The sequence below is a fragment of the Roseixanthobacter finlandensis genome (genome assembly GCF_043195105.2).
GTDB lineage: Bacteria > Pseudomonadota > Alphaproteobacteria > Rhizobiales > Xanthobacteraceae > NCEH01.
The window spans coordinates 727060-754049 of record NZ_CM195536.1; the positions used below are offsets into that span (position 1 = coordinate 727060).

Annotated in this window: 19 protein-coding genes and 1 tRNA gene; 11 read left to right on the forward strand and 9 right to left on the reverse strand. The window is 65.4% G+C overall.

The annotated features are described in order from the left end of the window. Position 1 precedes the first annotated feature (1 nt). The 3 genes from V5G24_RS03395 to V5G24_RS03405 are packed head-to-tail and all read right to left on the reverse strand — an operon-like array spanning position 2 to position 3180. Positions 2-1015, reverse strand: a complete 1014-nt coding sequence (locus V5G24_RS03395) for a branched-chain amino acid ABC transporter permease (protein WP_394079558.1) — start codon at positions 1013-1015, stop codon at positions 2-4. Then, complete coding sequence (locus V5G24_RS03400; RefSeq protein ID WP_394079560.1) at positions 1012-1893, reverse strand: branched-chain amino acid ABC transporter permease; 882 nt, start codon at positions 1891-1893, stop codon at positions 1012-1014. Before V5G24_RS03400 ends, V5G24_RS03395 begins: the two co-directional genes overlap by 4 nt. A 12-nt stretch (positions 1894-1905) precedes the next feature. After that, positions 1906-3180: an ABC transporter substrate-binding protein gene (locus V5G24_RS03405; RefSeq protein WP_394079562.1), complete on the reverse strand. Its 1275-nt coding sequence runs from the start codon at positions 3178-3180 to the stop codon at positions 1906-1908. A 169-nt stretch (positions 3181-3349) separates the two neighbouring features. Here V5G24_RS03405 and V5G24_RS03410 point away from each other — a divergent pair, with 169 nt between their 5' ends. Continuing rightward, on the forward strand, positions 3350-4150 hold the full coding sequence (locus V5G24_RS03410) for a GntR family transcriptional regulator (RefSeq protein WP_394079564.1): 801 nt from the start codon (positions 3350-3352) through the stop codon (positions 4148-4150). A gap of 147 nt (positions 4151-4297) precedes the next feature. Here the strand turns inward: V5G24_RS03410 and V5G24_RS03415 are convergent, their stop codons facing one another. Next, positions 4298-5713: a PAS domain-containing protein gene (locus V5G24_RS03415; RefSeq protein WP_509292282.1), complete on the reverse strand. Its 1416-nt coding sequence runs from the start codon at positions 5711-5713 to the stop codon at positions 4298-4300. A 293-nt stretch (positions 5714-6006) separates the two neighbouring features. Between V5G24_RS03415 and V5G24_RS03420 the strand changes: the two genes are divergently transcribed. The 5 genes from V5G24_RS03420 to V5G24_RS03440 are packed head-to-tail and all read left to right on the forward strand — an operon-like array spanning position 6007 to position 13496. Next, positions 6007-7842, forward strand: a complete 1836-nt coding sequence (locus V5G24_RS03420) for a type I restriction-modification system subunit M (protein ID WP_394079568.1) — start codon at positions 6007-6009, stop codon at positions 7840-7842. After that, a complete protein-coding gene (locus V5G24_RS03425; RefSeq protein WP_394079570.1) occupies positions 7839-9176 on the forward strand; it encodes a restriction endonuclease subunit S in 1338 nt (445 codons plus the stop codon). The genes V5G24_RS03420 and V5G24_RS03425 overlap by 4 nt, the downstream gene beginning before the upstream one ends. Next, the gene (locus V5G24_RS03430) at positions 9173-10084 is read left to right on the forward strand and encodes a GIY-YIG nuclease family protein (RefSeq protein WP_394079572.1); all 912 of its coding nucleotides are present in this window, start codon (positions 9173-9175) and stop codon (positions 10082-10084) included. Before V5G24_RS03425 ends, V5G24_RS03430 begins: the two co-directional genes overlap by 4 nt. After that, positions 10081-13209: a type I restriction endonuclease subunit R gene (locus tag V5G24_RS03435; protein WP_394079574.1), complete on the forward strand. Its 3129-nt coding sequence runs from the start codon at positions 10081-10083 to the stop codon at positions 13207-13209. The genes V5G24_RS03430 and V5G24_RS03435 overlap by 4 nt, the downstream gene beginning before the upstream one ends. 53 nt (positions 13210-13262) lie before the next feature. Then, positions 13263-13496: a hypothetical protein gene (locus V5G24_RS03440; RefSeq protein ID WP_394079576.1), complete on the forward strand. Its 234-nt coding sequence runs from the start codon at positions 13263-13265 to the stop codon at positions 13494-13496. Positions 13497-13815: 319 nt separating this feature from the next. Here V5G24_RS03440 and V5G24_RS03445 read toward each other — a convergent pair. Then, a tRNA-Thr gene (locus tag V5G24_RS03445) sits at positions 13816-13890 on the reverse strand. A gap of 398 nt (positions 13891-14288) precedes the next feature. Here V5G24_RS03445 and V5G24_RS03450 point away from each other — a divergent pair. The 5 genes from V5G24_RS03450 to V5G24_RS03470 all read left to right on the forward strand — a co-directional run bounded on the left by V5G24_RS03450 (position 14289) and on the right by V5G24_RS03470 (position 19775). Beyond that, complete coding sequence (locus V5G24_RS03450) at positions 14289-15455, forward strand: ABC transporter ATP-binding protein (protein ID WP_394079578.1); 1167 nt, start codon at positions 14289-14291, stop codon at positions 15453-15455. A 12-nt stretch (positions 15456-15467) separates the two neighbouring features. Continuing rightward, positions 15468-16385, forward strand: a complete 918-nt coding sequence (locus tag V5G24_RS03455) for an ABC transporter permease (RefSeq protein WP_394079580.1) — start codon at positions 15468-15470, stop codon at positions 16383-16385. Beyond that, complete coding sequence (locus tag V5G24_RS03460; RefSeq protein ID WP_394079582.1) at positions 16382-17200, forward strand: ABC transporter permease; 819 nt, start codon at positions 16382-16384, stop codon at positions 17198-17200. Before V5G24_RS03455 ends, V5G24_RS03460 begins: the two co-directional genes overlap by 4 nt. 169 nt (positions 17201-17369) lie before the next feature. Then, positions 17370-19316 carry an acyltransferase family protein gene (locus tag V5G24_RS03465; protein ID WP_394079584.1) on the forward strand — a complete coding sequence of 649 codons (1947 nt, stop codon included), beginning with the start codon at positions 17370-17372 and terminating at the stop codon, positions 19314-19316. Between the two features lie 129 nt (positions 19317-19445). Then, positions 19446-19775, forward strand: a complete 330-nt coding sequence (locus tag V5G24_RS03470; protein WP_394079586.1) for a DUF6968 family protein — start codon at positions 19446-19448, stop codon at positions 19773-19775. A 42-nt stretch (positions 19776-19817) separates the two neighbouring features. On the opposite strand, the gene V5G24_RS03475 is transcribed toward V5G24_RS03470, so the two are convergent. The 4 genes from V5G24_RS03475 to V5G24_RS03490 all read right to left on the reverse strand — a co-directional run bounded on the left by V5G24_RS03475 (position 19818) and on the right by V5G24_RS03490 (position 26934). Then, positions 19818-21884, reverse strand: a complete 2067-nt coding sequence (locus tag V5G24_RS03475) for a hypothetical protein (protein ID WP_394079588.1) — start codon at positions 21882-21884, stop codon at positions 19818-19820. 223 nt (positions 21885-22107) lie between these two features. Next, positions 22108-24996 (reverse strand): DUF4159 domain-containing protein, encoded by a 2889-nt coding sequence (locus V5G24_RS03480; RefSeq protein ID WP_394079590.1) that lies wholly within the window; start codon positions 24994-24996, stop codon positions 22108-22110. Further along, on the reverse strand, positions 24993-25922 hold the full coding sequence (locus V5G24_RS03485; RefSeq protein ID WP_394079592.1) for a DUF58 domain-containing protein: 930 nt from the start codon (positions 25920-25922) through the stop codon (positions 24993-24995). The genes V5G24_RS03480 and V5G24_RS03485 overlap by 4 nt, the downstream gene beginning before the upstream one ends. A 10-nt stretch (positions 25923-25932) precedes the next feature. Continuing rightward, complete coding sequence (locus V5G24_RS03490) at positions 25933-26934, reverse strand: AAA family ATPase (protein ID WP_394079594.1); 1002 nt, start codon at positions 26932-26934, stop codon at positions 25933-25935. Between the last annotated feature and the right edge of the window lie 56 nt (positions 26935-26990).

Below are 26990 nucleotides of genomic sequence, written 5' to 3' on the forward strand. Positions count from 1 at the left end.
GTCAGTTCCCCTTCCTGAAGCGGGCGACGACGTCTCCGGCGATGCCCGCGATGCCGCGCGGAAAGAAGATCACCAGCAGCACCAGGATCGCGCCCATGACGAAGCGCCAATATTGGGTCGCCGCCATCACGCTGTCCTGGAGCAGAACGAAGGCGAGCCCGCCGATCACCGGCCCGACGAACGAGCCGGAGCCGCCCAGCACCGCCATGAAGACGAGATTGCCGGACTGGGTCCAATAGACCATCTCCGGGTCGGCAAGGCCGATGGACACCGCCAGGATCGCCCCGCCCACCGCGCCATAGATGGCGGAGATGACGAAGGCGGCCAGGCGCGTGCGGGAGACCTGCACGCCGAGATAGGAGGCCTTCTGCGCATTCTCGCGGATCGCCTGCAGATGCAGGCCGAACGGCGAGCGCACGATGCGCCACATGACGAAGCCGAGCACCGCCAGCAGGCCGAGCGCGTAATAATAAAACGGCCCGGTGAGAAAAGCTGTCTTGCCGCCCGCGCTGTCCATGCCGAACAGCAGGGGCCGCACCACGCGCATGCCCTGGTCGCCGCCGGTGAGGCCGTAGAATTTGAACAGGACGGAATGGAACAGCATGCCGAACGCCAGCGTCAGCATGCCAAAGAAGATGCGCGTATAGCGCACGCACAAATAGCCCACCGGCAGGGCGATGAGCGTCGATGCCGCGATGGCGGTCAGCAAGACCAGCTCGAACGAGCGCACGCCGAATTTGCTCGTCAGCACCGCCGCGGCATAGGCCCCGACGCCGAGGAACATGGCGTGGCCGAACGACAGCAGCCCGGTGTAGCCGAACAGCAGGTTGAAGCCGAGCAAGGCGATGGCGAAGCCGAAGAAGGGCACCATCAAGGTGAGGGTATAGGTGGAGGCCATGAACGGCAGTGCCGCCATGGCCACCACGATCACCAGAAGCGCCCACAGGCCCTTGGGGCGGGAGATCGGCGGGGCGGCGGGGGGCGCCACGGCGCGCACCGAAGTTTCAATTCTCACGCGACCGCCCTCCCGAAAAGCCCGGCCGGACGCAGGATCAGCACCGCGATCACGACCACATAGATGGACAGGATTTCCGCCTCCGGCAGCACCATGATGGCCGCCGCGCGGATCAGCCCGACGATGAGCGCGCCGGCGAGCGCGCCGCGCATGGAGCCGAGGCCGCCGATGACCACCACGGCGAACGCCTCCACCACCAGTTCCACCGCCATGTCGAGCGAGGAGGCGGACGCCGGCACCACCAGCGCCCCGCCCACCGTGCCGAGCATGCAGCCCACCGTGAAGACGGCGGCGAAGATGCGGTTGGAATCCACGCCCATGGCTTCGGTCATGTTCCGGTTTTCCGCCGTGGCGCGGATGATGCGGCCCATGCGGGTGCGCTGGAGGAACAGGCCGAGGCCGAGCGCGATGGCGATGCTCGCGGCGATCACCAGAAGATTATAGGTCGGCACCTGCACGCCCAGGAATTCGGCGGTGCCATAGACCAGATAGGCGTTGTCCAAGGTGCGCGGCGTCGCGCCCCAGAAGAAGCGAAATACGTCCTGGAACATCAGCAGGAAGCCGAAGGTGATCAGCAGCTGGTAGCTTTCATCCCGATTGTAGATCGTGCGCAGAACCCGTTCCACCGGCAGGCCGACCAGGCCGATGGCGAGGCCCGCGAGGATCAGCACCGGCAGCACCAGGACGCTCGGCAGGCCGAGCTGGGCGGCAAATCCCACCGCCGTGATGCCGAAATAGGCCCCGAGCGCATAGAAGGAGCCGCACGCGAGATTGACGATTTTCTGGACGCCGAAGACCAGTTGAAGGCCCGCGGCCACGAGGAAAAGGATGGCGGCGTGAAACACGCCGCCGAGAAGCACGTCGAGGAAGACGGTCATGTCGCTCGGCCCTCAGACCGGCAGCTTGGAGGTCTTGATCCAGTCCCAGAAATCCACGCCCGGCGGCTTCTGGAGCTGGTCGGCCGTGAAGCTGTCGACGGTGGAGAGGGTCGGGAAGTCGTAAGTATTCTTGTTGGTGGAGAGGCCCTGGTAGAAGGTCTGCTCGGCGATCTTGTCCTTGCGGAACTGGCCCGGCCCGCCGAGGCTCTGCACCTTCTGCTCGGGAATGGCGGCGATGATCTCGTCGAGCTTGGGCCAGCGCCCCGTCGCCTTGTTGGCGGCTTCCACGCCGGCCTTGTAGGCGGCGAGGGCGAAATAGGCCCGGTCCGCCTCCCAATGGGGGGCCTCCTTGTAGCGGCCCATGTAATCGTCCACGAACGCCTTCTGCAGCGGCGAGGCGGTGGGGAGGGCGAAATACAGCGTATTGTGCCCGAACACCACATTCTCGGGCATGAATTCCTTCTTCAACTGATTGATCTGCCAGCCGGCGGCGGGAAGCGCGATGTTGACGCCCTCGAACAGGCCGGCCGCCGAGCCCTGCTTCATGAACACCGGCAGATCGGCGAACAGCATGGACGAGAAGATGAAATCCGGCTTCGCCGCCTTCAGCGCGGCGACATGGGAGGTGAGATCCATGGTGCCGACCTTGGGCCATTGCTCGGCCACCACCTCGGCTTCCACGCCGGCCCGGCGCAAGATCTGCTGGAATGCTTCCCAATTGTTGCGGCCGTAGGAATAGTCCGGATTGATGCCGGCGATGCGCTTGATCTTGCCCTTGAAATATTTGATCGACAGCAGCGAGGCCATCACCGCTTCGCACTCATTGTCGGTGGAGCGGAAGACATAGTTGGACTTCGGCATCGCCTCCTTCACGCCGTCCTGGGTGGTGCCGTCCCACATGATGAGGAGCGCCTGTTCCTCTTCCGCCGTGGGCGCGACGCCGAGGCTGACGCCGGTGGAAATCAGCCCCTGCACGCAATCCACCTTTTCCTGAAGCACCAGGCGGCGGAAGCGCTCGATCGTGTCCTTGGGCGAGGTTTCCTCCTCGATCACCAGCTCGATCGGCCGGCCGGCGATGCCGCCGTCCTTGTTCATGCGCTCGGCTGCCCATTGCACGGCGCGGATGCCGCATTCGCCCACCGTGCCCATGGCCCCGGAGCGGGGCGCGAGGATGCCGATGCGCACGGGTTTCGCCTGGGCGATGGCGGGCGCGAAAATGCCGGGAGCGGTGGCGGCAAGGCCGGCGACCGCGATCCCACCCATCAGGGTGCGGCGGGTGATGTTCATTTGGCGTTTCTCCCCTGCGGGCTATGCCCGTCTTTCATTCTGACATATCATAAGTATATGATTTGAATGTCTGCAAGAGACAATTTCGCATATTGCGAAAGGAGGGCTTGCCTTGACCATTGATGGCGTCCGTGATGACACAGGGCACGTGCATCACGGAGTTGAGTCCATGGCGAAAAAGGCGACGCATCGCACGCCCCTCCCCTCGCAGGATGAACCCGTGGGCACGCCGCCCCGTGCGGGCGCGCGGCGCGTCAAGGCGGCGCCGGCGCCGGAACCCGAGGCGCCGCTCGCGGCCGCCGCGCCGCCCCCGGTCGATCCCGAGGCGGGGGACGATACCAGCCTCACCGATCGCGCCTATCGCATGCTGGAGGAATTGATTTCCACGCTTCAGCTCCCGCCCGGCTCGGCGCTGTCGGAACTCGCCTTGTCACAAAAGCTCGGCATCGGCCGCACGCCGATCCGCGAGGCCTTGCAGCGCCTGGTGCGCGACGGGCTTGTGGTGGTGCTGCCGCGGCGCGGCGTGCTGGTTTCGGAAATCAATCTGCGCACCCAATTGCGCCTGCTGGAAGTGCGTCGGGTGCTGGAAAAGCTGATGGCGGGCCTCGCCGCCGAGCGCGCCACCGAGGGCGAGCGGCGCGAATTCGCCCAGATCGCCGCCGCCATGCGCCAAGCCGCCGAGCAGGAGGACGATATTTCCTTCATGCGCCTCGATGGCCGCTTCAACCAATTGATCGCCCAGGCCGCGCGCAATGAATTCGCGATGCGCTCCATGGGCCTGATGCACGGGCTCTCGCGCCGCTTCTGGTATCTGCATTACAAGCAGGTGGCGGACCTGCCGCTGGCCGCGCGCCTGCATGCGGACGTGGCCGACGCCATTGCCCGCCGCGACGCCGCCGGTGCGGAAGCCGCGGCCGCGGACCTCGTGGATTATATCGAGAGCTTCGCCCGCAAAACGCTGGACGCGTGAGGCGCGCAGGATTCGTCGCGCACCGCAGGGCGCTTGATGCGCGCCGGACGCCGGGATTCGCGTGCCAGAGCTCGCGTGTCAGAGCTCGCGTGCCAGGGTCCGCGCGCAGGGCCGGCCCGCGCGGGGCCGCTCCGGCGCCATCCGGCTTCAGACCATGGCGCGCGAGGCTTCCCGCACCTGCCGCGCGGCGGCGTCGACGAGCTTGGTGGAATTCGCGATGGCGAGCATGTTGTTCATCACGCCCTGCACACTGCCCGCCGCCACCTGCATGTTCTGCGACATTTCCCGCGTCACCGAGGATTGCTCCTCCACGGCGGTCGCGATGTGGGCCGAGATTTCGTTGATCTGCGCGATGGTGGCGGAGGTCAAGTTGATCGCGCTCGCCGCTTCCTGCGTCGCCGCCTGCACGGCGGAGATCTGAACGCTGATTTCGTCCGTCGCCTTGGATGTCTGCGATGCGAGGCTCTTCACCTCGGTGGCCACGACAGAGAAGCCGCGGCCGGATTCCCCGGCGCGCGCCGCCTCGATCGTGGCGTTCAAGGCGAGGAGATTGGTCTGTTCCGCGATTGTCGTGATGATGCGCGTGACCTCGCCGATCTTCTGAACCGCGCCCACAAGTCCGGCCACGATGCCGGTGGTGGTCTCGCTATGCTGCACCGCCTGCGCCGACATCCTGTGGGCCTCGGTCACGCGCGTTCCAATCTCGCGCACCGAGGCGGCCATCTCCTCCGCGCCCGTGGCGACGGCCTGAACATTGCTGGACGTCTGCGTGGAGGCTGCGGCGGCGATCGTCGCCTGGTCGTTGGTTTCGGAAATGGCGGTGGAAATGCGCGCAAGGTCCGCGTCGATGCTGACCACGAGGCTGCCGCGGCGCAGCCGCTCGTCCACCTGAGGGGTGACGTCGGTCGCGAACTTCACCACCTTGAACGGCCTGCCGCTGGCGTCGAGGATGGGATTATAGGACGCCTGGATCCAGACCACCTTTCCGCCCTTGCCGATGCGCTTGTATTCGGCGCTCTGGAATTCCCCGCGGGCGAGCGCGTCCCAAAAGGTGCGGTATTCGGGTTTGGCATGATCGGCGGGGTCCACGAACATGCTGTGGTGCTTGCCGACGATCTCCTCGAGCCGGTAGCCGAGCGCATTGAGGAAGTTGGGGTTCGCGGTGATGATCTTTCCGTCGAGCTCGAACTCGATCATGGCCTGCGACTTGGAGATCGCATCAATCTGCCCGCGATAGTCCGCATTCTTCATCGTTTCTGCGGTGATGTCGGTCGCGACCTTGACGATTTTGGCCGGGCGGCCCGAGCGGTCGACCACCGGATTATAGCTGGCCTGAAGCCAGATTTCCCGCCCGCCCTTGGCGAGCCGCTTGAATTCGGTCGCCTGGAATTCGCCACGGCCGAGCGCCGCCCAGAATTCCCGGTATTGCGGCGTGGTAACGTAAGCGGGGTCCACGAACATCGAATGATGCTTGCCGACGATTTCGCTCTCGGAATAGCCGATGACCTTCAGGAAATTGGCATTGGCGCGAAGAATTTTGCCATCCATGGAAAACTCGATCATGGCCTGCGAGTTTTCTATCGCATCAAGGATGCTCTGGGCATTGCCCCTTCCAACCGCAAACATGGATTTACCCTCACTTCGCACACCGAAGAAGCCGCACCGTGACGAGGAGCGCTTGTGCCAAGCTTGCAGCAGGTGTTCGGGGATGGAGAGCGGTTTCCCGTGCGGCATCGCACCGCGTCGCCGCGTATCGGCGGGTGCATGTGGCACCCGGCTCCCATATGGCGCGAACATCGCACCCTGTGCGATACCTAGCGCAATAGGCGCGTCGCGTGCCGTTCTGGGGGAAGTTCGTGAACCAACAAGCGCTGTCCAGCTTCATCTGGTCCGTGGCGGACCTCTTGCGCGGGGATTTCAAGCAGTCGGAATATGGCAAGATCATCCTGCCCTTCACCGTGTTGCGGCGGCTGGACTGCGTGCTGGCGCCCACCAAGGCGGACGTGCTTGCGGAATTCGAGCTGCGCAGCAAGGCGGGGCTGAACCCGTCGCCGTTCCTGCTTCGAAAGGCGGGGCAGGGCTTCTACAATACCTCGCCGTTCGACATGAAGCGCCTGATGGGCGACCAGGATCATATCGCCGCGAACCTCTACGCCTATGTCCAGGGCTTCTCGCCCACGGTGCGGGACATATTCGAGCATTTCAGCTTTCAGCAGCAGATCGACCGGCTTGCCAAGGCGGGGCTGCTCTATCAGGTGGCGGAGAAATTCGCCCATATCGACCTGCACCCGGACAAGGTGAGCAACAGCCAGATGGGGCTGGTGTTCGAAGAGCTGATCCGCAAGTTCGCGGAAATCTCCAATGAGACGGCGGGCGAGCACTTCACCCCGCGTGAGGTCATCCGCCTGATGGTGAACCTGCTGTTCGTGGAGGATGATGCCGTCCTCTCCAAGCCCGGCGTGGTGCGCTCCATCTATGATCCCACGGCCGGCACCGGCGGCATGCTCTCGGTTGCCGGCGAGCATCTGGCGGAGCTGAACCCACAGGCCCGCCTCACCATGTGGGGGCAGGAGCTGAACCCGGAATCCTACGCCATCTGCAAGGCGGATATGCTCATCAAGGGGCAGGATGCCGACCGCATCGCCTTCGGCAACACCTTTTCGGACGATGGCCACCCCCACGCGACCTTCGACTACATGCTCTCCAATCCGCCGTTCGGCGTGGAATGGAAGAAGGTGGAAAAGGAGATTCGCAAGGAGCATGAGACGCAGGGCCATAACGGGCGGTTCGGCCCCGGCCTGCCGCGCGTGTCCGATGGCTCGCTCTTGTTCCTGCTGCACCTCATTTCGAAGATGCGCCCGCTGAAGGATGGCGGCAGCCGCTTCGCCATCGTGCTGAACGGCTCGCCCTTGTTCACCGGCGGGGCGGGGAGCGGGGAAAGCGAGATCCGCCGCCATGTGCTGGAAAATGACCTGGTGGAGGCCATCATCGGTCTGCCCACGGACATGTTCTACAACACCGGCATCTCCACTTATGTGTGGGTGCTCACAAACCGCAAGCCGGCGCATCGCAAGGGCAAGGTGCAGCTGATCGATGCTTCCGGCTTCTGGCAGAAAATGCGCAAGAGCCTTGGCTCCAAGCGCAAGGAACTGAGCGACGACCATATCGCCACCATCACCCATCTGTTCGGCGATTTCGCCGAGGCGCGCCTCGCCATTGTGCTGGATGCGCACGGCAAGGAGCTGTCCCGCGCCGTGCTCACCGGAGACGATGCCGCCCCCGTGGCGCCGGAGGGCGGCAAGGTGAAGCTGGCGCCGCTCTCGCGCCTCTTCGCCAACGAGGATTTCGGCTATCGCACCATCACGGTGGAGCGGCCGTTGCGGGATGCGGCGGGCAAGATCGTGCTGGGCGAGCGCGGCAAGCAGAAGGGCAAGCCCCAGCCGGACAGCGCCTTGCGCGATACGGAGAATGTGCCGCTCGCCGAGGATGAGCAGAGCTATTTCGAACGCGAGGTGCTGCCCCACGCGGGCGATGCCTGGATCGACCCCGAGAAGACCAAGGTGGGGTATGAAATCCCCTTCAACCGGCACTTCTACGTGTTCGAGCCGCCGCGCCCGCTGGCCGAGATCGACGCCGACCTGAAGGCGGTGACGGACCGCATCAAGGCCATGATCGAGGGGCTGGCGGCATGAGCGTTCCGCGCTACGACAGCTATAGGGACAGCGGCGTGGAATGGCTGGGCGAGGTGCCGAGCCATTGGGCGGTGGTTCCACTCAAGGCTGCAACATCCTGCAACGATGAAGTATTGGGCGAAGCCTCTGATCCTTCTATCGAGATCGAGTATATTGAGATTTCGGACGTCAGCCCAGAGCTTGGCGTGACGGGGAGCAGCGTCTATGCGTTTTCCGAAGCTCCATCCCGTGCCCGCCGGATAGTCAGGGACGGAGACGTGATCGTTTCGACAGTTCGCACCTACCTCCGGGCTATTGCACCCATCGTACGACCTCCCGCCAATCTTATCGCTTCAACTGGCTTCGCAGTAATTCGTCCGCGCCGAATTGCTCAGAGCTATCTGGGGTATCTGTTCTTCGCTGAGTACCTGATTGCGGAGATCATCAGCAGGTCCGCAGGAGTTAGCTATCCCGCTATCAATGCAAGCGAAATCATGCGCCTAACGGTGCCCCTTCCCCCTCTCCCTGAGCAAGCCGCCATCGCCGCCTTCCTCGACCGCGAGACGGCGAAGATTGATGCGCTGGTGGAGGAGCAGCGGCGGCTGATCGCCTTGCTGGCGGAGAAGCGGCAAGCCGTCATCTCCCATGCGGTCACCAAAGGCCTCGACCCCACCGTTCCGATGAAGGATTCCGGCGTGGAATGGCTGGGCGAGGTGCCGGCGCATTGGGAGGTGAAGCGGCTGAAGCACTTGGGCTGCTTTTCCGCCGGGGCTGGATTTCCAGACCGTGAGCAGGGCCTTGAGGGGGAAGCTCTCTCTTTTCATAAAGTCAATGCTTTGGGAAAGGCGGGGTCAGATGGCTATTTGCTACCCAGTGAAAATACCATATCGATCGAAACGGCACTTCGGTTAAGAGCCTTCGTGTTTCCGCCTGACGCTATCGTTTTCGCTAAGATTGGCGCTGCTCTTCTGCTCGGAAGATTGAGAGTGTTGCGAGTACCGGCTTGTCTGGACAATAATATGATGGGATTTGTCGTGCAAACCCCAAACAAAAGTAGTTACATCCGGTATTTGATGAGTCAAATTCGTTTTGATCTCATAGCTAACCCTGGGGCAGTTCCATCGCTTAATGAATCACAGATTGCAAATTTGGCTTTTGCGATTCCATGCTCAGCTGAGCAAGAGAAAATCACCACTTATCTCGACAACGAAATTCTCCGATCAGACGCCCTGACGGCCGAAGCCCAATCCGCCATAACCCTCCTCCAAGAGCGTCGCGCCGCTCTCATCTCCGCCGCCGTCACCGGCAAGATCGATGTGCGTGGCCTCGGGCCCGCCGTGGAGGAGGCCGCATGAGCGCCATCGGCGAGGGGCGATCCCTGGAGCTGTATTTCATCGACGGGCGGCCGGACGGCATGCTGACGGCGGAGGTGTTCAACTGGACCGGCCATGTCCTCATGGCGCCCCGCACCCAGATCACGGCCGCGCTGGCCCGCAAGGAGGCCCGCTATACCGGCGTCTATCTCCTGCTGGGGGAGAAGGAGGGCGAGCCCTGCGCCTATATCGGCGAGGGCGAGGACATTTCGGACCGCATCCGCAACCACGACACCCGCAAGGACTGGTGGACCACCGCCATCCTCGTCACCTCCGCCGCCAACAACCTCCACAAAGCCCATGTGAAATATCTGGAAGCGCGGCTGGTGGAAGAGGCCCGCTCCGTGGGTCGGGTCATCCTCGACAACGGCAACACGCCGCCCCGGCCGGGCCTGTCGGAAGCCGCGCAGTCCAATATGGAAGCCTTCCTCAATTATCTCTTCCTGGTGCTGCCCGCTTTGCGCATCGACATGTTCATCCGCTCCACCCGCCCGGCGCCCCGTGCCGTCGCCGTGCCGGGAGAGCCTGTCGCGCCCCGCTTCGAGCTGATCAGCCGCAGGCACGCCCTGACGGCAAATGCCGTCCTCGAAGACGGCGAGTTCGTGGTTGAGGCCGGTTCCCGCGCCCGCGCGAAATGGGAGGGGCTGGGGACGCAGAACAGCGGCTATGCCCAGCTTCACGACGAACTGAAGCGCATGGGCGTGCTCCATGAGCAGAATGGCCATTGCGTCTTCACCCAGAACTACGCCTTCAAGAGCCCCAGCGCCGCCGCCGCCGTGGTCCACGGCCGTCCCTCCAACGGCACCGTCGAATGGAAGCTGAAAGGCAGCGTGGGCGTCACCTACAAGGATTGGGAAGCCAGCCAACTGGCGCGGGAGCCTCTATCATGACCCTCCACAAGGAGATCAGCTTCGAGGACGAGATCTGCGCCTTCCTCGCCGCCCATGGCTGGCTCCATGCGGAGGGCGATGCCGCCCGCTATGACCGCGCCCGTGCGCTTTTTCCGCCGGACCTCATCGCCTGGGTGCAGGAGACGCAGCCACAAGCCTGGGAGGCCCTCGCCAAGACCAACGGCGCGGCCACCCAAACCCTGCTGCTGGACCGGGTGCGCCAGCAGATGAATACGCGCGGAACCCTGGACGTGCTGCGCCACGGGGTGGAATTGATCGGCCTGCGGCAGCCTCTGATGCTGGCGCAATTCAAGCCCGCGCTGGCGCTGAATCAAGAGATCCTCGCCCGTTACGCTGCCAACCGCCTGCGGGTGGTGCGGCAGGTGCGCTATTCCCTCGCCAATGAGAACGCCATCGATCTGGTGCTGTTTCTCAACGGCATTCCCGTGGCGACGGTGGAGCTGAAGACCGATTTTACCCAGTCCATCACGGACGCCATCGACCAATATCGCTACGACCGCGACCCCAAGCCCAAGGGTTCGGCGAGCGAGCCTTTGCTGAGCTTTCCCAGCGGGGCGCTGGTGCATTTCGCCGTCAGCAACAGCGAAGTGCACATGGCGACCCATCTCAAGGGCCTCGCCACGGTCTTCCTGCCCTTCAACAAGGGCAATGGCACCGGCGCCGGCAATCCGCCGAACCTGCAGGGCCACCGCACCGCTTATCTCTGGGAGGAGATCTGGGCACGGGACAGCTGGCTGGAGATCCTCGGCCGCTACATGGTGCCCCAGCGCGACACGAAAAAGCAGATTACCAGGGTCCTGTTCCCGCGCTACCACCAGCTCGACGCCACGCGCAAACTGCAAGCCGCCGTGCTGGCGGACGGGCCGGGCGCGAAATATCTGATCCAGCACTCCGCCGGCTCCGGCAAGACCAACTCCATCGCCTGGTCCGCGCACTTTCTCGCCGACCTGCACGATGGCGAACACCGCAAGATTTTCGACACGGTGCTGGTGGTGTCCGACCGCAGCGTGATCGACAGCCAGTTGCAGGACGCCATCTTCGCCTTCGAGCGCACCACGGGGGTTGTGGCCACCATCAAGGGCGAGAGCGCCAGCAAGAGCGACGAACTGGCGAAGGCGCTGGAAGGCGGCAAGAAGATCGTCGTCTGTACCATCCAGACCTTTCCGTTTGCCCTTCAGGCGGTGCGGGAGCTGGCGGCGACCAAGGGCAAGCGCTTCGCCGTCATCGCCGACGAGGCGCACAGCTCGCAGACCGGAGAAGCGGCGGCCAAGCTCAAGGAAGTGCTGTCGGCGGAGGAGATTGCCAGTCTGGGCGACGGCGGTGAGGTGAGCGCGGAAGACATTCTGGCGGCGCAGATGGCAGCCCGTGCGAGCGATGCCGGCATCACCTATGTGGCCTTCACCGCGACGCCCAAGGGCAAGACGATGGAGTTGTTCGGCCGTCGCCCGCGCCCGGATGAACCGGCGAGCGACACCAACAAGCCGGAGGCATTCCACGTCTATTCCATGCGTCAGGCCATCGAGGAGGGCTTCATCCTCGACGTTCTGAAGAACTACACCCCCTATCGGCTGGCGTTCCGCCTCGCCAGCGCGGGCGAGGAATGGGACGAAACGCAGGTCGAGCGCAGCGCGGCGCTGAAAGGGATCATGGGGTGGGTGAAGCTCCACCCCTACAACATCTCCCAGAAGGTCCAGGTGGTGGTGGAGCACTTCCGGGGCATGGTGGCGCCCCTGCTGGAGGGCAAGGCCAAGGCCATGGTGGTGGTGGCCAGCCGCAAGGAGGCGGTGCGCTGGCAATTCGCGATCCAGACATACATCAAGGACCAGGGCTACAAAATCGGAACCCTGGTGGCGTTCTCCGGCGAGGTGGAGGACCCCGCGTCAGGTGACGAGCCGTTCACGGAAACGAGCCGTCTTCTGAACCCCGGCCTCAACGGGCGCGACATTCGCGACGCCTTCAACACGCCGGATTTCCAGATCCTGCTGGTGGCCAACAAATTCCAGACCGGCTTTGATCAGCCCTTGCTGTGCGGAATGTATGTGGACCGCCGCCTTGCAGGCATCCAGGCCGTGCAAACCCTGTCGCGGCTGAACCGCGCCCATCCCGGCAAGGACACCACCTATGTGGTGGACTTCGTCAACAGCGCCGACGACATACTGGCGGCCTTCAAAACCTATTACGAGACGGCTGAACTGGCGGCCGTCACCGACCCCAATCTGGTGTTTAACCTGCGGGCCAAGCTTGATGGCGCCGGGCATTACGATGACTATGAGGTGGAACGGGTGGTGCGGGTGGAGATGGACCCCGCATCGCGACAGAGCGACCTTGTGGCTGCGCTGGAACCTGTCGTGGATCGCATCCAGAGGCGCTATCGGGATGCGCTGGAGGCGTTCAAGGCTGCTCAGGCGCAGGGCGTGAAGGAGGCCATTTCCGAGGCCAAGGACGAACTCGACGCCCTGGTTCTGTTCAAGGGCGACATGGCCGCTTTCCTGCGCCTATACGCCTTCCTGTCGCAGATTTTCGACTACGGCAACACCGAGATCGAAAAGCGCGCCATCTTCTTCCGCCGCCTCCTGCCGCTGCTGGATTTCGGGCGTGAGCGCGAAGGCATCGACCTGTCGAAGGTCACCCTGACTCATCATAGCCTGAGGGGGCAAGGTGCCCGGACGCTTGCGCTCGGCACCGGCGACAGGCCGCAGCTCCAGCCCATCACTGACACCGGCTCCGGTTCTGTGCAGGAGAAGGAGCGGGCACGCCTCGCCGAAATCATCGCGAAGGTGAATGACCTGTTCGAGGGCGACATCACGGACAACGATCAGCTCGTGTACGTGAACAATGTGCTAATGGGCAAGTTGCTGGAATCACAGACGCTCGTGCAACAGGCGTCCAACAACACGAAGGAACAATTCTCCAACTCGCCCGACCTCTCCAACGCGATCCTGAACGCGGTCATGGACGCCCTTGACGCACACAGCACGATGAGCCGGCAAGCACTGGACTCTGAGCGCGTGAGGGCGGGTCTCAAGGATGTGCTGCTGGGGCCCGCGCAGCTTTACGAGACTTTGCGCCAGCAGGCCGGCGAAGGGCGAATGCCAGCGGCTTGATTGCCGAGGCAAACGCCATTACCCGTCGCGCGTGAGCATGAATCTGTGACGCGATGAGCCTCATCCACAACGAGCGCACCAAGCTCACCGCCAATGCGCTGGATCGCGCATCCACCGCCTGCTTGACAGTGGGGGCCTTGGGTCCAGCGGTGGCGTCCCTATATGGCCTGGGGAGCGCGATGGCGCCGTCCCATGGCGTTCTCATCGCCGTCGGCAGCATCTTTTGGCTGATCGCGGCTGCCGTGCTACATTTCATGGCGCGAAGCGTGCTTGGACGACTGATATGACCGGCCTTTGGCTCTATGCCTATGTGGTGCTTCCCGTCGTGGTGATCGCGATGGGCTATGCCGCCGTGCGCCTGACCGAGCCCAAGCATCCTCACGCCGGCCCGGCCGAATAGGCTCGCTCCACCGCGAACGCTGGGATTTTAGTCAGCTCCCGATAGAGGAATGCCGGCGAGGCATCGCCACAGCACTGTCAGACCTCGCGGGCCGTGTGTACCCGGCCATGAAATAGCGGGCTTTTTCCTGGACGTCGTGTTTATGGACGTCGTGTTTCCGGACGTCGTGCGTTCGGTATAGGGTCATGAAAGTCAACGCTTTGAGATGGTGCTGCGAGAGAGGATTGAACTCTCGACCTCTCCATTACCAATGGAGTGCTCTACCACTGAGCTACCGCAGCATCCTGAGGGTTCCGGCCGAAGCGACCTCGGAGAGAGGAGGCTTGGGAAACATGCGTGCATGGTGCGCGCAGGTGACAGAACCGAACCGGCGGCGGAGTGGTCCGCCGCGAGTGGGGGGTTCCTTGCCACAAGCCGGCTGAGGGTGCAAGCCCATGGGCGATCGGATCTGTGGTCAACCTTGCAACCGGGGCACAAACCGGCCGAAAAGCCCCATCGGGCCGCCCTCCATCGCTTCCTGCGGGGCCGACAGGTGGTGAAAGGCACCGGGCGTTAAGCCTCCCGGTCCATTTGCCGCTTCTTTGGGCGCCGTTCTTCTGTTTTTTGCGCGTGCACAAGACTTGAGCGGCGCCGGATTGATGCTAGCCTTGCCGCAGGCATAGGCGGACCGGGGGAGCCGATGGCAACCGAAAAGGCGCGCACGCAAACCATCGGAGCCGTGAGACGCTCCTTCGCGCCATGGACCGATCCGGCGGCAACGCCGCTGATCCGGTTCGACAATGTGGTCAAGCGCTTCGGCGAATTCACCGCCGTCGACCATGTAAGCATCGACATCTACGAACGCGAGTTCTTCGCGCTGCTCGGCCCCTCCGGCTGCGGCAAGACCACTTTGATGCGCATGCTCGCCGGCTTCGAGGAGCCGACCGAGGGGCGCGTCCTGCTTGCCGGGCAGGATCTTGCCGGCGTGCCGCCCTATAAGCGGCCGGTAAACATGATGTTCCAGTCCTACGCGCTGTTTCCCCACATGAGCGTCGCTGAGAATATCGCCTTCGGGCCCAAGCAATTGGGCATGCCCAAGGGCGAGATCGCCGGGCGCGTCGCCGAAATGCTGAAGCTGGTGAAGCTGGAGAAATTCGCCCAGCGCAAGCCGCACCAATTGTCCGGCGGCCAGCGCCAGCGCGTCGCGCTCGCCCGCTCGCTCGCCACCCGCCCGAAAGTGCTGCTGCTGGACGAGCCGCTGGGCGCGCTCGACAAGAAATTGCGCGAGGAGACCCAGTTCGAGCTCATGGACCTGCAGATGGACCTGGGCATGACCTTCCTGATCGTGACCCACGACCAGGAAGAGGCCATGACGGTGGCCGACCGCATCGCCGTGATGAACAACGGCGTGCTGGTGCAGGTGGCGCCGCCCTCCACCATCTATGAAGCCCCCGCCACGCGCTATGTGGCGGACTTCATCGGCGACGTGAACATGCTTGAATGCAAGGTGGAGAGCTGCGCCAACGGCGACGTGCATCTGAGCAGCAGCCTCACCCCGGCGCCGATCGAGATTGCCCAGAGTGTCGAGGCCGCGGCCGGCGACACCGCCTGGCTCGCCATCCGCCCCGAGAAGATGCGCATCTCGCTCGACGCCCCGGCGGACATGAGCCGCAATTGCTTCTCCGGCGAGATCTGGGACATCGGCTATCTCGGCGATCTCTCAATCTATCACGTGGAACTGCCGTGCGGCACGCGCATCAAGGTGTCGCTGCCCAACCAGTCGCGCGTGGTGGAGCGGCCGATTTCCTGGGAAGACAAGGTTTTCGTCACCTTCGCGCCGAGCGCCGGCGTGGTCCTGACCCGCTGAAGGAGACGCACCATGCCCATGGCCGGCGAAAAGGGACGCGGACGGCTCTTCGTCATCGCCATCCCGTATCTGTGGTTGCTCGCGCTGTTCCTGGTGCCATTCCTGATCGTCGTGAAGATCAGCCTGTCCCAGGATATCCTCGCCTCGCCCCCCTATACGCCGCTGCTGGATCTTTCCCAGGGCTGGGCGGGGCTGAAGGACTATGTCTCCCAGCTGTCCTTCGCCAATTACTTTTATGTGCTGAGCTTCGATAACGAATTCATCAGCGCCTATGGCTCCAGCCTGGTCATCGCCTCCATCTCCACCGTGCTGCTGCTTCTGGTGGGCTATCCCATCGCCTATGCCATGGCGCGGGCGCCGCGCTCCATCCAGCCGACACTGCTGATGCTGGTGATCCTGCCGTTCTGGACCTCGTTCCTGATCCGCGTCTATGCCTGGATCGGCATCCTCTCGCCGGAAGGGCTGCTGAACCAGGCGCTGATGGGCATGGGCGTCATCGATACGCCGCTGGAGATCCTCAACACCGATCTCGCGGTCTATATCGGCATCGTCTATTCCTATCTGCCCTTCATGGTGCTGCCGCTCTATTCGGCGCTGGAAAAGCTCGATCCCACCTTGCTGGAGGCGGCGGAGGACCTCGGCTGTCCCTCGGCGCGGGCATTCTGGCTCATCACCTTCCCGCTCTCCTTGCCCGGCGTCGCGGCGGGGGCGCTTTTGTGCTTCATTCCGGCGGTGGGCGAGTTCGTCATTCCCGATCTTCTCGGCGGCTCCGACACCATGATGATCGGCAAGTCGCTCTGGACCGAATTCACGGTCAACCGCTCCTGGACCTCGTCCTCGGCGGTGGCGGTGCTGCTGCTGCTGTTGCTGGTGGTGCCGATCGTGATCTACCAGAACATCCAGGCGCGCCAATTGGAGGCGGGGAAATGAACAAGAACCTCTCCTGGTTCAACGTCACCTCGCTGGTGCTGGGGTTTGCGTTTCTCTACATCCCCATCCTGCTGTTGGTGATTTATTCCTTCAACGCCTCGCGCCTGGTCACCGTGTGGGCGGGCTTTTCCTTCCAATGGTACGTGTCGCTGTTCCAGAACGAGCAGCTCATCGATGCCGCCTGGGTCACGCTGCGCGTGGCCTTCATCTCCTCCCTGGCGGCGACCGTGCTCGGCACCATGGCGGCGCTGACGCTCACGCGCTATGGCCGGTTCTTCGGGCGCACGCTGTTTTCCGGCATGACCTATGCGCCGCTGGTGATGCCGGAAGTCATCACCGGCCTGTCGCTGCTGCTGTTGTTCGTGGCGGTCGGCTTCGAACGCGGCTTCTGGACCATCACGCTCGCCCACATCACCTTCACCATGTGCTTCGTGGCGGTGGTGGTGCAATCGCGCCTCGTCACCTTCGACCGCTCGCTGGAGGAAGCCGCGCTGGATCTCGGCTGCCCGCCGTTCAAGACCTTCTTCACCATCACCCTGCCGCTGATCCTGCCGGCGGTGCTCTCCGGCTTCATGCTGGCGTTCACGCTCTCGCTGGATGATCTGGTCATCGCCAGCTTCACCACCGGGCCGGGCGCGACCACCTTGCCCATGCGCATCTATTCCCAGGTGCGCCTCGGCGTGACGCCGGAGATCAACGCCGCCTGCTCGATCCTGATCGGCGTGGTAACGGTCGCGGTCATCATCGCCTCCATCGCCACCAAAAGGGCGGAAAAGTTGCGCGCATCGGAAGAACGGGCGGCCGCGCGGGGGTGACAGGGGCGGTGGCTGTTCATTAAAAGGGGCGCGGGTGGGAGGCGGTTAGAAGCCTCGGGGTGGGCCGAGCAGCGGTTCGTGCGCCGAGGGCTGTGCTTGGCCTGCCGCCCGCATGTTCCGCCGCGACGGCCCTCAAAGCCTGGGCGGCCGCCCAGGATTTAGCATTCGCATGCAGTACAGAGCAGACATCAGCGGCCTGCGCGCGCTCGCAGTGGTGCCGGTGGTCCTCTATCACGCGCACGCCGCCCTGGTGCCGGGCGGCTTTGTGGGCGTAGACGTCTTTTTCGTCATCTCCGGTTATCTGATCACATCGATCATTGCGGCGGATCTCGACAGGGACCGCTTCAGTTTCATCACCTTCTATGATCGACGGGTTCGGCGCATCGTGCCCGCGTACGCGCTCGTGGCTCTGGTCACGACACTTGCGGCTGTCGCGACCCTGCCGCCAGCAATGCTCGTCGCTTTTGGGCAGTCGTTGGAATATGCATCGGTCTTCATGGCCAACCGCTATTTCGTGGCGGTCTCTGGCTATTTCACGCCGGGTGCAGAAGAACAGTTTTTTCTGCACATGTGGTCGTTGGCTGTGGAGGAGCAGTTCTATCTGTTCTTCCCACTGGCCCTGATCGTCCTCTCACATCCCCGCTTGAAACGCTTTCGCGGTCTTTTCATCTGGGGGATTCTGCTGGCCTCGCTCTATCAAGCGACCAAGAACACCTTCGTTCGGCCAAATAGCGCCTTCTTCAATTTCACCTCTCGGGCCTGGGAGCTCTTGCTGGGTTCCGTGCTTGCTTTGAGGCTTGTGCCGCCGCTGCGGGGGCGTCTGGTGCCCGAGGTGATGGCGGGGGTGGGACTGGCGATGATCGTCGCCGCCATGGCGCTGTTCGATCATAATACCTTGTTCCCCGGTCTCTCCGCGCTGCTCCCGACAGGCGGCGCGCTCTTGGTGATCTGGGCCGGGGAGCACGGCCGAACGACGCGGATCGGGCGGCTGCTGGCGTTGCGACCGATTGCCGGCGTCGGGCTTATCTCCTATTCGCTTTATCTTTGGCACTGGCCGATCTTCGGCTTCTTTAAGTTTCACACCGGTAACGATCCAGGGCTGGTGTCCGGCGTCCTTCTTGTGGGCGCGGCTGTTGGCGTGTCCTTCCTCTCTTGGCGATATGTGGAGAGCCGGTTCCGCCGCCGTGGCCCCGCCGGGCGGCGTTCGCAATGGGCCAGCATTGGCGCGGGGCTGCTCGCGCTGGCCTGCCTGGCGGGTGCGGGATTTGGGCTGGCGGCTTCGGGCGGATTGCCCGGCCGCGCAAGCCCGGCGTTCCTCAAGGCGCAGGCCGCGTTGGACGACATGTGGCGCGGCACCCGCACCTGCCTTCAAGGGGCGGGGCTCGCGCCGCCGGGCGTCCAATGCCGATTCGGCGACCTAGCGCCCGACGCACCCCTGATCGCCCTATGGGGGGATTCGTTTGCCAATCACCATGCGCCTGCGCTCGATGCCATCGCTCGCGACAGCGGCTACGGCTTGCTTCAGGTGACCAAGGCGAGCGCTTTCCAGCGGGGGGAGGGGGGCAATCGGTTTGCCGCGCGTGAAGTGGCGGATCGGGCAGCCTTTCGCACCCAAAGCATGGCGGCGCTGGTCGCGGATCCACGGGTGCGGGTTGTCGTGATCGCCGGCAATTGGGCGAATGACGAAACTCTGCCGGCGTCCATCGCCTCCGTGAAGGACGCAGTGCTGCAACTGACCACCGCCGGCAAACGGGTGATATTGGTGGGGCCGCCGGCAGGCTTCGCCCGGGAGGCGGGAGCGCGTTGCGTCATACGCAAACGCTTCCTGGGCCTGGACGAAGGCAGTTGCAACGCCGAGTCCGTCCAAGTCGCCGAGGCTGCGGCGCCCGTCGAGGCGGGCTTGAGGGGAATCGCGGAGGAGACCAAAGGCGTCGAACTGGTGCTGCCGCGACCCGCGTTCTGCGACGCGAGCGTTTGTCGCCCGACCCTGCCAAATGGCGACCTTGGGTATGTCGACACGGGTCATCTGAATGTCGCCGGTTCCATTCATCTGCTGCCAACGCTCCGGGCAGCGGTGGAGCGGGCAGTACAAACGGAGACGAAGCCGCAGCCCTGAGGGCGTCTCAATGAGACATTTTTCATTGCACTATGGTCGGAGTTTTGTCCTGCCATATACATGCTTCGGAAAGATACGCGGCGTGCTTATCCGGAGGCCACTTCCTCCACTGAGCTATTGAGGTTTTGAATGATCGCGACTCGCACACTTATGCTTACATTGCAAGATCGCGAAGTCGAAGTCCCAATACGTATCTATGCGCCGGAATTCTCGGGCGTCGCTTGGACCTGTCGCTATGAGACGGATTGGCCAGAGGGTCGGCAAACAATGGTGGCCCACGGCTTCGATTCCGTTCAGGCGCTCGTGATCGCCATGCAGATGATCGCAGCTGATATCTACACCAGCAGCTATCATGAGGCGGGACAGCTTCTTTTTCGGCCCGACTGGAAAGGCTATGGATTTCCCGTCACTCACAACATGCGAGATATGTTGATTGGAGATGATGCAAAGTATCTTTGAATAAAATTAAGCTCTGCACACTCTGCGCACGGTCCTCCTTGCTCACCGCCCCTCCCGCACCCAAGTCGCGGCAATAAACCCGAGCATCAGCAGCAGCCCGGAAAGCCCCGCGAACAGCGGGAACAGGCCGATGCCGCGCACAACGGAGACGTCGCGGGTGCGAAGCCCCATCCAGTCCTCGCCGGCGAGGCGCTCGCCGGTGCTCATGGTGACGACGCGGGGCACGCCGCCATTGAGATCGGCGAGGCGCCAGATGCCGCCGCCGGTGGCGGTGGAGATCGGCGCAACCACCTCGCGGGTCGAGGTGACCTCTGCGAATTCCTTCGGGTTCAGCGGGCCGATGTTCACCAAAGCGTTGAGATTGCCGTTGGCGGCGCGCCACAGGCCCAAACGGTCGGCCGGCGTGGTGGCGCGCCACAGGCCCGGCTCCACCTGCGAGAGGGTGAGCGTGCGCGGGGCGCCGGTGGGCGGGGTGATGACGGCCGGCGGCACGGTGTCGCCCATGGTCTGGCGCTCCACCACCAGGTCGCGGCCGGAGGTGGAGAGCTTCAGGCGCTCCTCCTCCAGGTCCGGCTCCTTCATCAGCCAATGGGAGAGGCGGCGCAGCAGGTCGATATAGGGGCCGCCGCCCTCATAGCCGCGCGCCCACAGCCAGATATGGTCGGAGAGCAGCAGCGCCACGCGCCCTTCGCCCACCCGGTCCAGGATCAGCACCGGCTTGTCGCCGGGCGCGCCCAACACCGCCGTGCCCGAGCGCACGCTGGAATCGATCACGCGGAAGAAACGGCTCCATTGCGGCGGCTCGGTCTGCGAACCGGGCAAAGCGCGCGTCACCGGGTGACGCTTGCCCGCATCGGTGAGCGCGGCGCGGAACGGCGCTTCCGTGGTGTTGCCGGTGGGAATGCCGGGCAGGATCGCTTCGAGCGGCGTGTTGTAGAGCGAGCCGGGATCCACATAATCGGTTCCCGCCGCCACCAGCACCGCGCCGCCGCCGCGCACATAGCGCACGATATTGTCGAAATAGATCTGCGGCAGCACACCCTGCTGGGAATAGCGGTCGAAGATGATCAGGTCGAAGTCGCGGATCTTGGTCTGGAACAATTCACGCGTCGGGAAGGCGATCAGCGAGAGTTCGTTGATGGGCGTGCCGTCCTGCTTCTCCGGCGGGCGCAGGATGGTGAAGTGGACGAGGTCCACATTGGCGTCGCTCTTCAGCAGGTTGCGCCAGGTGCGCTCGCCCACGTTGGGCTCGCCGGACACCAGCAGCACCCGCAGCTTGTCGCGCACGCCGTCGATGGAAACGGCGGTGCGGTTGTTCACCTGCGTCAGCTCGTCCGCAAGCGGGGGAACCTCGATCTCGATGATGTTCGCCCCCGCATGGGTGATTTCCACATCCATGCTGGCGGTGCGGCCGGCGGTGACGATGGGCGTACCGATCACCTCGCCGTCGCGCCGCACGGTGGCGGGAACGCGGGCACCGGCGGGCGCGCCCTCGTCGGTGACGCGAAAGGTGATGGTCTGCTTCTGGCCGACGATGCCGAAGCGCGGCGCCTTGTCGAACGCCACGCGCCGGTCGCGCTCGCCGGCCTTGCCGGTGATCAGCGCATGCACGGGCGCGGAAAAGCCGAGCGCGGCGACATCCGCCGGCACGTCGTGCACGCGCCCGTCGGTGATGAGGACGGCGCCGGCCACACGCTCCGGCGGCACGTCCGCCAGGCCCGCGGAGAGGGCGGAGAACAGGCGTGTGCCGTCGGTCTCGCCATTGCGGGCATCGGCCTCGATGGTGCGGACTTCCAGATTGGGAATGCGGGCGAGGCGCTCGGCGAGCGCGGCGCGGGCCGCTTCGGTCTGGGCGTTGCGGTCGCCGAAATCCTGGCTGGCGCTCTTGTCCACCACCATGGCGACCACGGAGGAGAGCGGCTCGCGCTCCTCGCGCGTCAGCGAGGGATTGGCGAGCGCGAGCAGCCCCACCAGCAGCGCGAGCGCACGGAACGCCGCGCCGCGCGTGCGCGAGGCCAGCAGCAACCCCGCGAGCACCACCGCCGCCGCCGCGAGGGCGAGCAGGATCGGCAGCGACACGAAGGGTTCGAAGGCGAGGCCGTAATTCATGCGGCGTCCTTAAACTGGCCCGCCAAAGGCAGGCCGGTCTCACGGATGCGTCTGTTGGGTTCCACCTCTCCCCGAGGGGGAGAGGTCGGCTGCGCAGCAGTCGGGTGAGGGGGCTCCGGCGCTTCAATATGGAGAGGGCGGTGCGCCCTCACCCCAATCCTCTCCCCCTCGGGGAGAGGGAGCGGACGGCAGGTGCGCGGAAGATCATCCATCACGTTCTTCCTCATTGCCCCAGCCGTTCCAGCAGGGCCGGCACATGCACCTGGTCGGCCTTGTAGTTTCCGGTCAGCACATACATGGCGATATTGGCCCCGGTGCGGAAGGCGAACTCGCGCTGGCGTGGCTCGCCCGGCGTGAGCGGCAGCAGCGGATCGCCGTCCGGCCCCACGGCCCAGGCGCCGGCCAGATCGTTGGAGGTGATGATGACGGGGGACACCCCGTCGCCCGCCCGCGCGGGGCGGTCCTCGCCCTCCTGCGCGGGCGGCAGCGCTTCCACCCAGGTGGTGCCTCCGGTGAAGCGGCCGGGGAACTCCTTGAGCAAATAGAAGGCCTTGGTGAGCACGTGATCGCGTGGCACCGGCTCCAGTTCGGGAATATCGAGGCCGGAGAGCAGTTCGCGCAGGCGCGCGGCGGCGGGCGAGAGCGGCGCGCCCGGCCCTTGCGGGCTTTCCAGCGCGTCGCGGGTGTCGAAAATCACCGTGCCGCCCTGTTTCATATAGGCATCCACGCGCGCGAGCACGGCGGCCGGGGGCACCGGGGCATTGGGGAGAATGGGCCAATAGAGCAGGGGGAAGAAGGCCAGCTCGTCCTTGGCGATGTCCACGCCCATGGTCGGCCCGGCCTGGAGCGCGGTGCGCGCGCTGAGGAAATTGGTCAGCCCCTCAAGCCCGGCGCGGCTGATTTCATCGGTTTCCGCATCGCCCGTCAGCACATAGGCGAGGCGGGTCTGGGAGGTCGCCTTCAGGGCGAAATCCTCGTCGGCGGCCAAGACGCGGCTGGGCTGGGCGACCAGGGCGAGGCTGCCGAATGCGGCCAGGAACGCGAGCAGCGCCGCCGTTCCCGCCTTCGCGGGCGTCTTTCCCGCGCCCGCGCTCCCGCCCGCGCCTTGGCGGGGACCGAGCCGGCTCAGGCCCCGGCCGAGCATCAGCACGGCCAGCGCATCAAGCAGCAGCAGAACCATCGCGGCGATCAGGATCGGACCGCGCAGATCGTGCGGCGCGTTTTCCCGCAAGGGCTCCACCGCCGCTCCGAGGGCGGAGAGGTCCAGCGGCGCGAGGCGGTCGGCCGGCAGCAAGGCATTCACGGCGATCAGCCCGTCCGGCGGGCCGTAGAAGCCCGGGGGATGGTCGGCGGAGGCGCGGCCGGAGAAATTCGCAGGGATGGGCCGCGACGTCGCGCCGGGGGGATGGAAGGTGCCGAAGCCGTCCAGCACCCGGCTGGGCGGCACCACGGTGGGCGCGGGCGCGGCGCTGGCGAGGCCGACCGGCGCGCCGGCTGCCGCGTTGGCCGCCGCCGGCTCGGCGGGCAGGGCATTGGTATCGGCGAGCGCGAGCACCCGGCGCAGCATTTCCACGAACGTGCCGGAGAGAGGAAGATTGGACCAGGAGGTATCCGCGGTGACGTGGAACAGCACGATTTCTCCCTTGCCCCATCGGGCACCGGTGACCAGGGGCGTCCCGTCCTTCAGCGCCGCCCAGGTGCGCTCGCCGAGCGCGCCGTCGGGCTCGGCGAGAACCTGGCGCGTCACCACCACGTCGTTGGGCAAGGCGAGGTCGCGGAACGGCCCGTCCGGGCTGAGGCTGCCGAGCGCCTGCGGCGTCTCCCACGACAACGAGCCGCCGAGCACCCGTCCGCCGCGCCGCAGATGGACCGGCAAGAGATCGTCCTGGGCATTGGCGAGGCGCGGACCGGCGAAGCGCACCAGCACGCCGCCATCTTCCACGAAGCGGGCGAGCCGCGTGCGGGTGGCGGGCGGCACCGTGCCCACGTCGGTCAGCACGATCACCGGCAGGCGCTGGTCGAGGAAGCGGTTGATCGCCTCGGCCGGCGCGCCGCTGTCGGCGAGCCGCACGTCGGCGAACGGGCCGAGCGCGCGGGACAGATAATAAGTCGGCGCCAGCAGCGGCTGGCTGGTGTCGGTGCTCGCGCCGGAGACCACGCCCACGGTGCGGCGGCGCCAGCGCTTGTCGAGCAATTGCACCGCGCCCGCCGAATGCTGGCCGACGATCTCCAGTCGCGCGATGTCGTTGCGCATCTCCACCGGAAGTTCGAAGCGCGCCTCGGTCTCGGTTGCGTCGGGCGCAAAGGCGAAATTCGCCTCGCCGAGGCTCAAGCCCTTGAGGTCGCGCGCCTCCACCCGCCCCGCGCGGCCCGTGCCGGCGGTGGGGCGCAGCACCTTAACCGTCAGGGCGCCGGCGGCATTCTCCGGCGCGGCAAGGGCGAGCGGGGCATCCACGCCGCCGGAAATCACCAGCGGCGGATGCGCCGGCTTCAGCGCCGCGAGATCGGCGGCGAGGGTATCGTCGGCCTTCAAATCCACGCCGTCGCTGATGAAGATCAGCCCCGCTTCGGGCTCGGCGGCGAGATGCCGTCCGGCCAGCGCCAGCGCCTCCTTGCGCGGCGGGGCATAGGGCACGGGTTCCAGCGAGCGCAGCTTGTCGCGCGCTTGGCCCGGGCGCAGCAAGGTCACGTCCTTGGGCACGTCGGCGGTGGGGATGAGCGCGACCCCGCGCCCGCCGCTTTCCGCCTCGTCGATGAAGCCGGCGGCGGCGGCCTTGCGCGCCTCCCAACTCGCGGCGGCGGGCCAGCCCTGGTCGAGCAGCAGCACCATGGGCCCGCTGGCGGAAGGGGTGGCGGCCGGCGGATTCCAGATCGGACCAGCAGCGGCGAAGATCACCAGCGCCGCCAGCAGCAGCCGCAGCGCGGTGAGCCACCAGGGGGTGCGGGCCGCCGTCTCCTCCTTCGGCTTGATGTCGAACAGCAGCCGGATCGGCGGAAACACGATTTCGCGTGGCTTCGGCGGCACCACGCGCAGCACGAACCACAGCAGCGGCAGCGCCAGGAACGCGGTCAGGATCAGCGGAGCGGAAAAGGCGAGCGGCAGCCCCATCATGGCGCAGGGCTCCTCGCGCTGTCGGCCTGCGTGGCGGCGGGGCTGAGAATTTCCCCGCTGCCCATGCGCGAATGCAAGGTCAGCAGCATCTCGCTCGCCGGACGATCGGTGCGGTGGACGGCGAACGCCCAGCCCATGCCTTCCGCCGCCGCGCGGATGGCGGCGCGATGGGCGGCAAGGCGGGTCTCATAATCGGCCCGCCAGGTTTCCGCGCGCCCGACCGTGAGCGAGAGTGCCTCGTCCGGGCCGTGGAATTCCACCCGGCCGGAGAACGGGAAGGTCTCCTCTGCCGGATCGACCACTTGCACCACATGGCCGTGCGCCCCGGTGCCCGCGAGATCGCGGATGCGCGTCGTCACCGCTTCCGTAGGGCTCCAGAAATCGCCCAGCAGCACGAGTTCCGACAAGGGCGAGGGATTGAAGGCGGGCGGCAGGGCCGGGTGCTCGGGCGCATGCAGCACCGCTTCCGCCATGCGCTCGACGATGCGGCGATTGGCGGAGGGACGCATCAGATTGGGCATGCCCACCCGCTCGCCGCCCTTTACCAACAGATCGGCGAGGGCGAAGGCGAGCACCAGCGCGCGCTCGCGCTTGGGCGGCAGGCGGGGCGAGGCATAATCCATGGAGGGCGAGAGATTGGGCCAGATCCACACCGTATGGGCGGCTTCCCATTCGCGCTCGCGCACATACAAATGGTCGTCGCGGGCCGAGCGGCGCCAGTCCACCCGCGCTGCCGGCTCGCCATCCGCGAAACGGCGATATTGCCAGAAATTCTCCCCCGTGCCGACGCGCCGCCGCCCGTGCAACCCATGCTGCACGCTGGAGGCGATGCGTCGGGCCTCTAGGACCAGCCGCGGCATGGCGGCGGCCAGCGCGGCGGAATCCTGCGAGGCACGGGCGACCGAGCGCTGGGTGGTGTCCTCCACGCGCCGCGCCTCAGCCGAGCCGGCCGGCGAGCCGCTTTACGATGCGCGGCACGGTTTCACCTTCGGCGCGGGCGGAGAAGGTGAGCGCCATGCGGTGCTTCAGCACCGGTTCGGCGAGCGCCAACACATCGTCCACCGAGGGGGCATAGCGCCCGTCCAGCAGCGCGCGGGCGCGCACCGCCAGCATCAGCGCCTGGCTGGCGCGCGGACCGGGCCCCCAGGCGATCAATTTCTGCTCCGGGCCTTCCGCATTGGGCCGGGCCGAGCGCACCAGGGTGAGAATGGCTTCCACCACCGAATCGCCCACCGGCAGGCGGCGCACGAGGCGCTGGGCGGTGAGCAGGTCTTCCACGCTCATGGCGGCGCGCGGCTTGGTTTCTTCCGCGCCCGTGGTATCGAACAGGATGCGCCGCTCGGCATCGCGATCGGGATAATCCACGTCGATTTCCATCAGGAAGCGGTCGAGCTGGGCTTCCGGCAGGGGATAGGTGCCTTCCTGCTCCAGCGGATTCTGGGTCGCGAGCACATGGAAGGGCTTGGGCAGATCGTGCCGCTCGCCGGCGACGGTGACGTGATATTCCTGCATCGCCTGCAACAAGGCGGACTGGGTGCGCGGGCTGGCGCGATTGATCTCGTCGGCCATCAGAAGCTGGGCGAAGATCGGCCCGCGGATGAAGCGGAACGCCCGCTTGCCGCCGGCGCTTTCTTCCAGGACCTCGGCGCCGAGGATGTCGGAGGGCATGAGGTCCGGGGTGAATTGCACGCGGCGGGCATCGAGGCCGAGCACCGTGCCCATGGTTTCCACGAGCTTGGTCTTGGCAAGACCGGGCACGCCCACCAGAAGCCCGTGGCCGCCGGCGAGAATGGTAATGAGGGCATGGTCGATCACGGCTTCCTGGCCGAAAATCACCGAGGCAATGGCGGCGCGCGCGGTGCGCACGCTGGCGGCGGCCGCCTCCGCATTGCGGATGATCATCTGGTCCAGATCGAACGTCTCGCTTGGTGCCGACATCCACGCTTCTCCTTTGGCGAGGCATCTTCCCGCCCAAAGACGGCAAGACGAGGCCC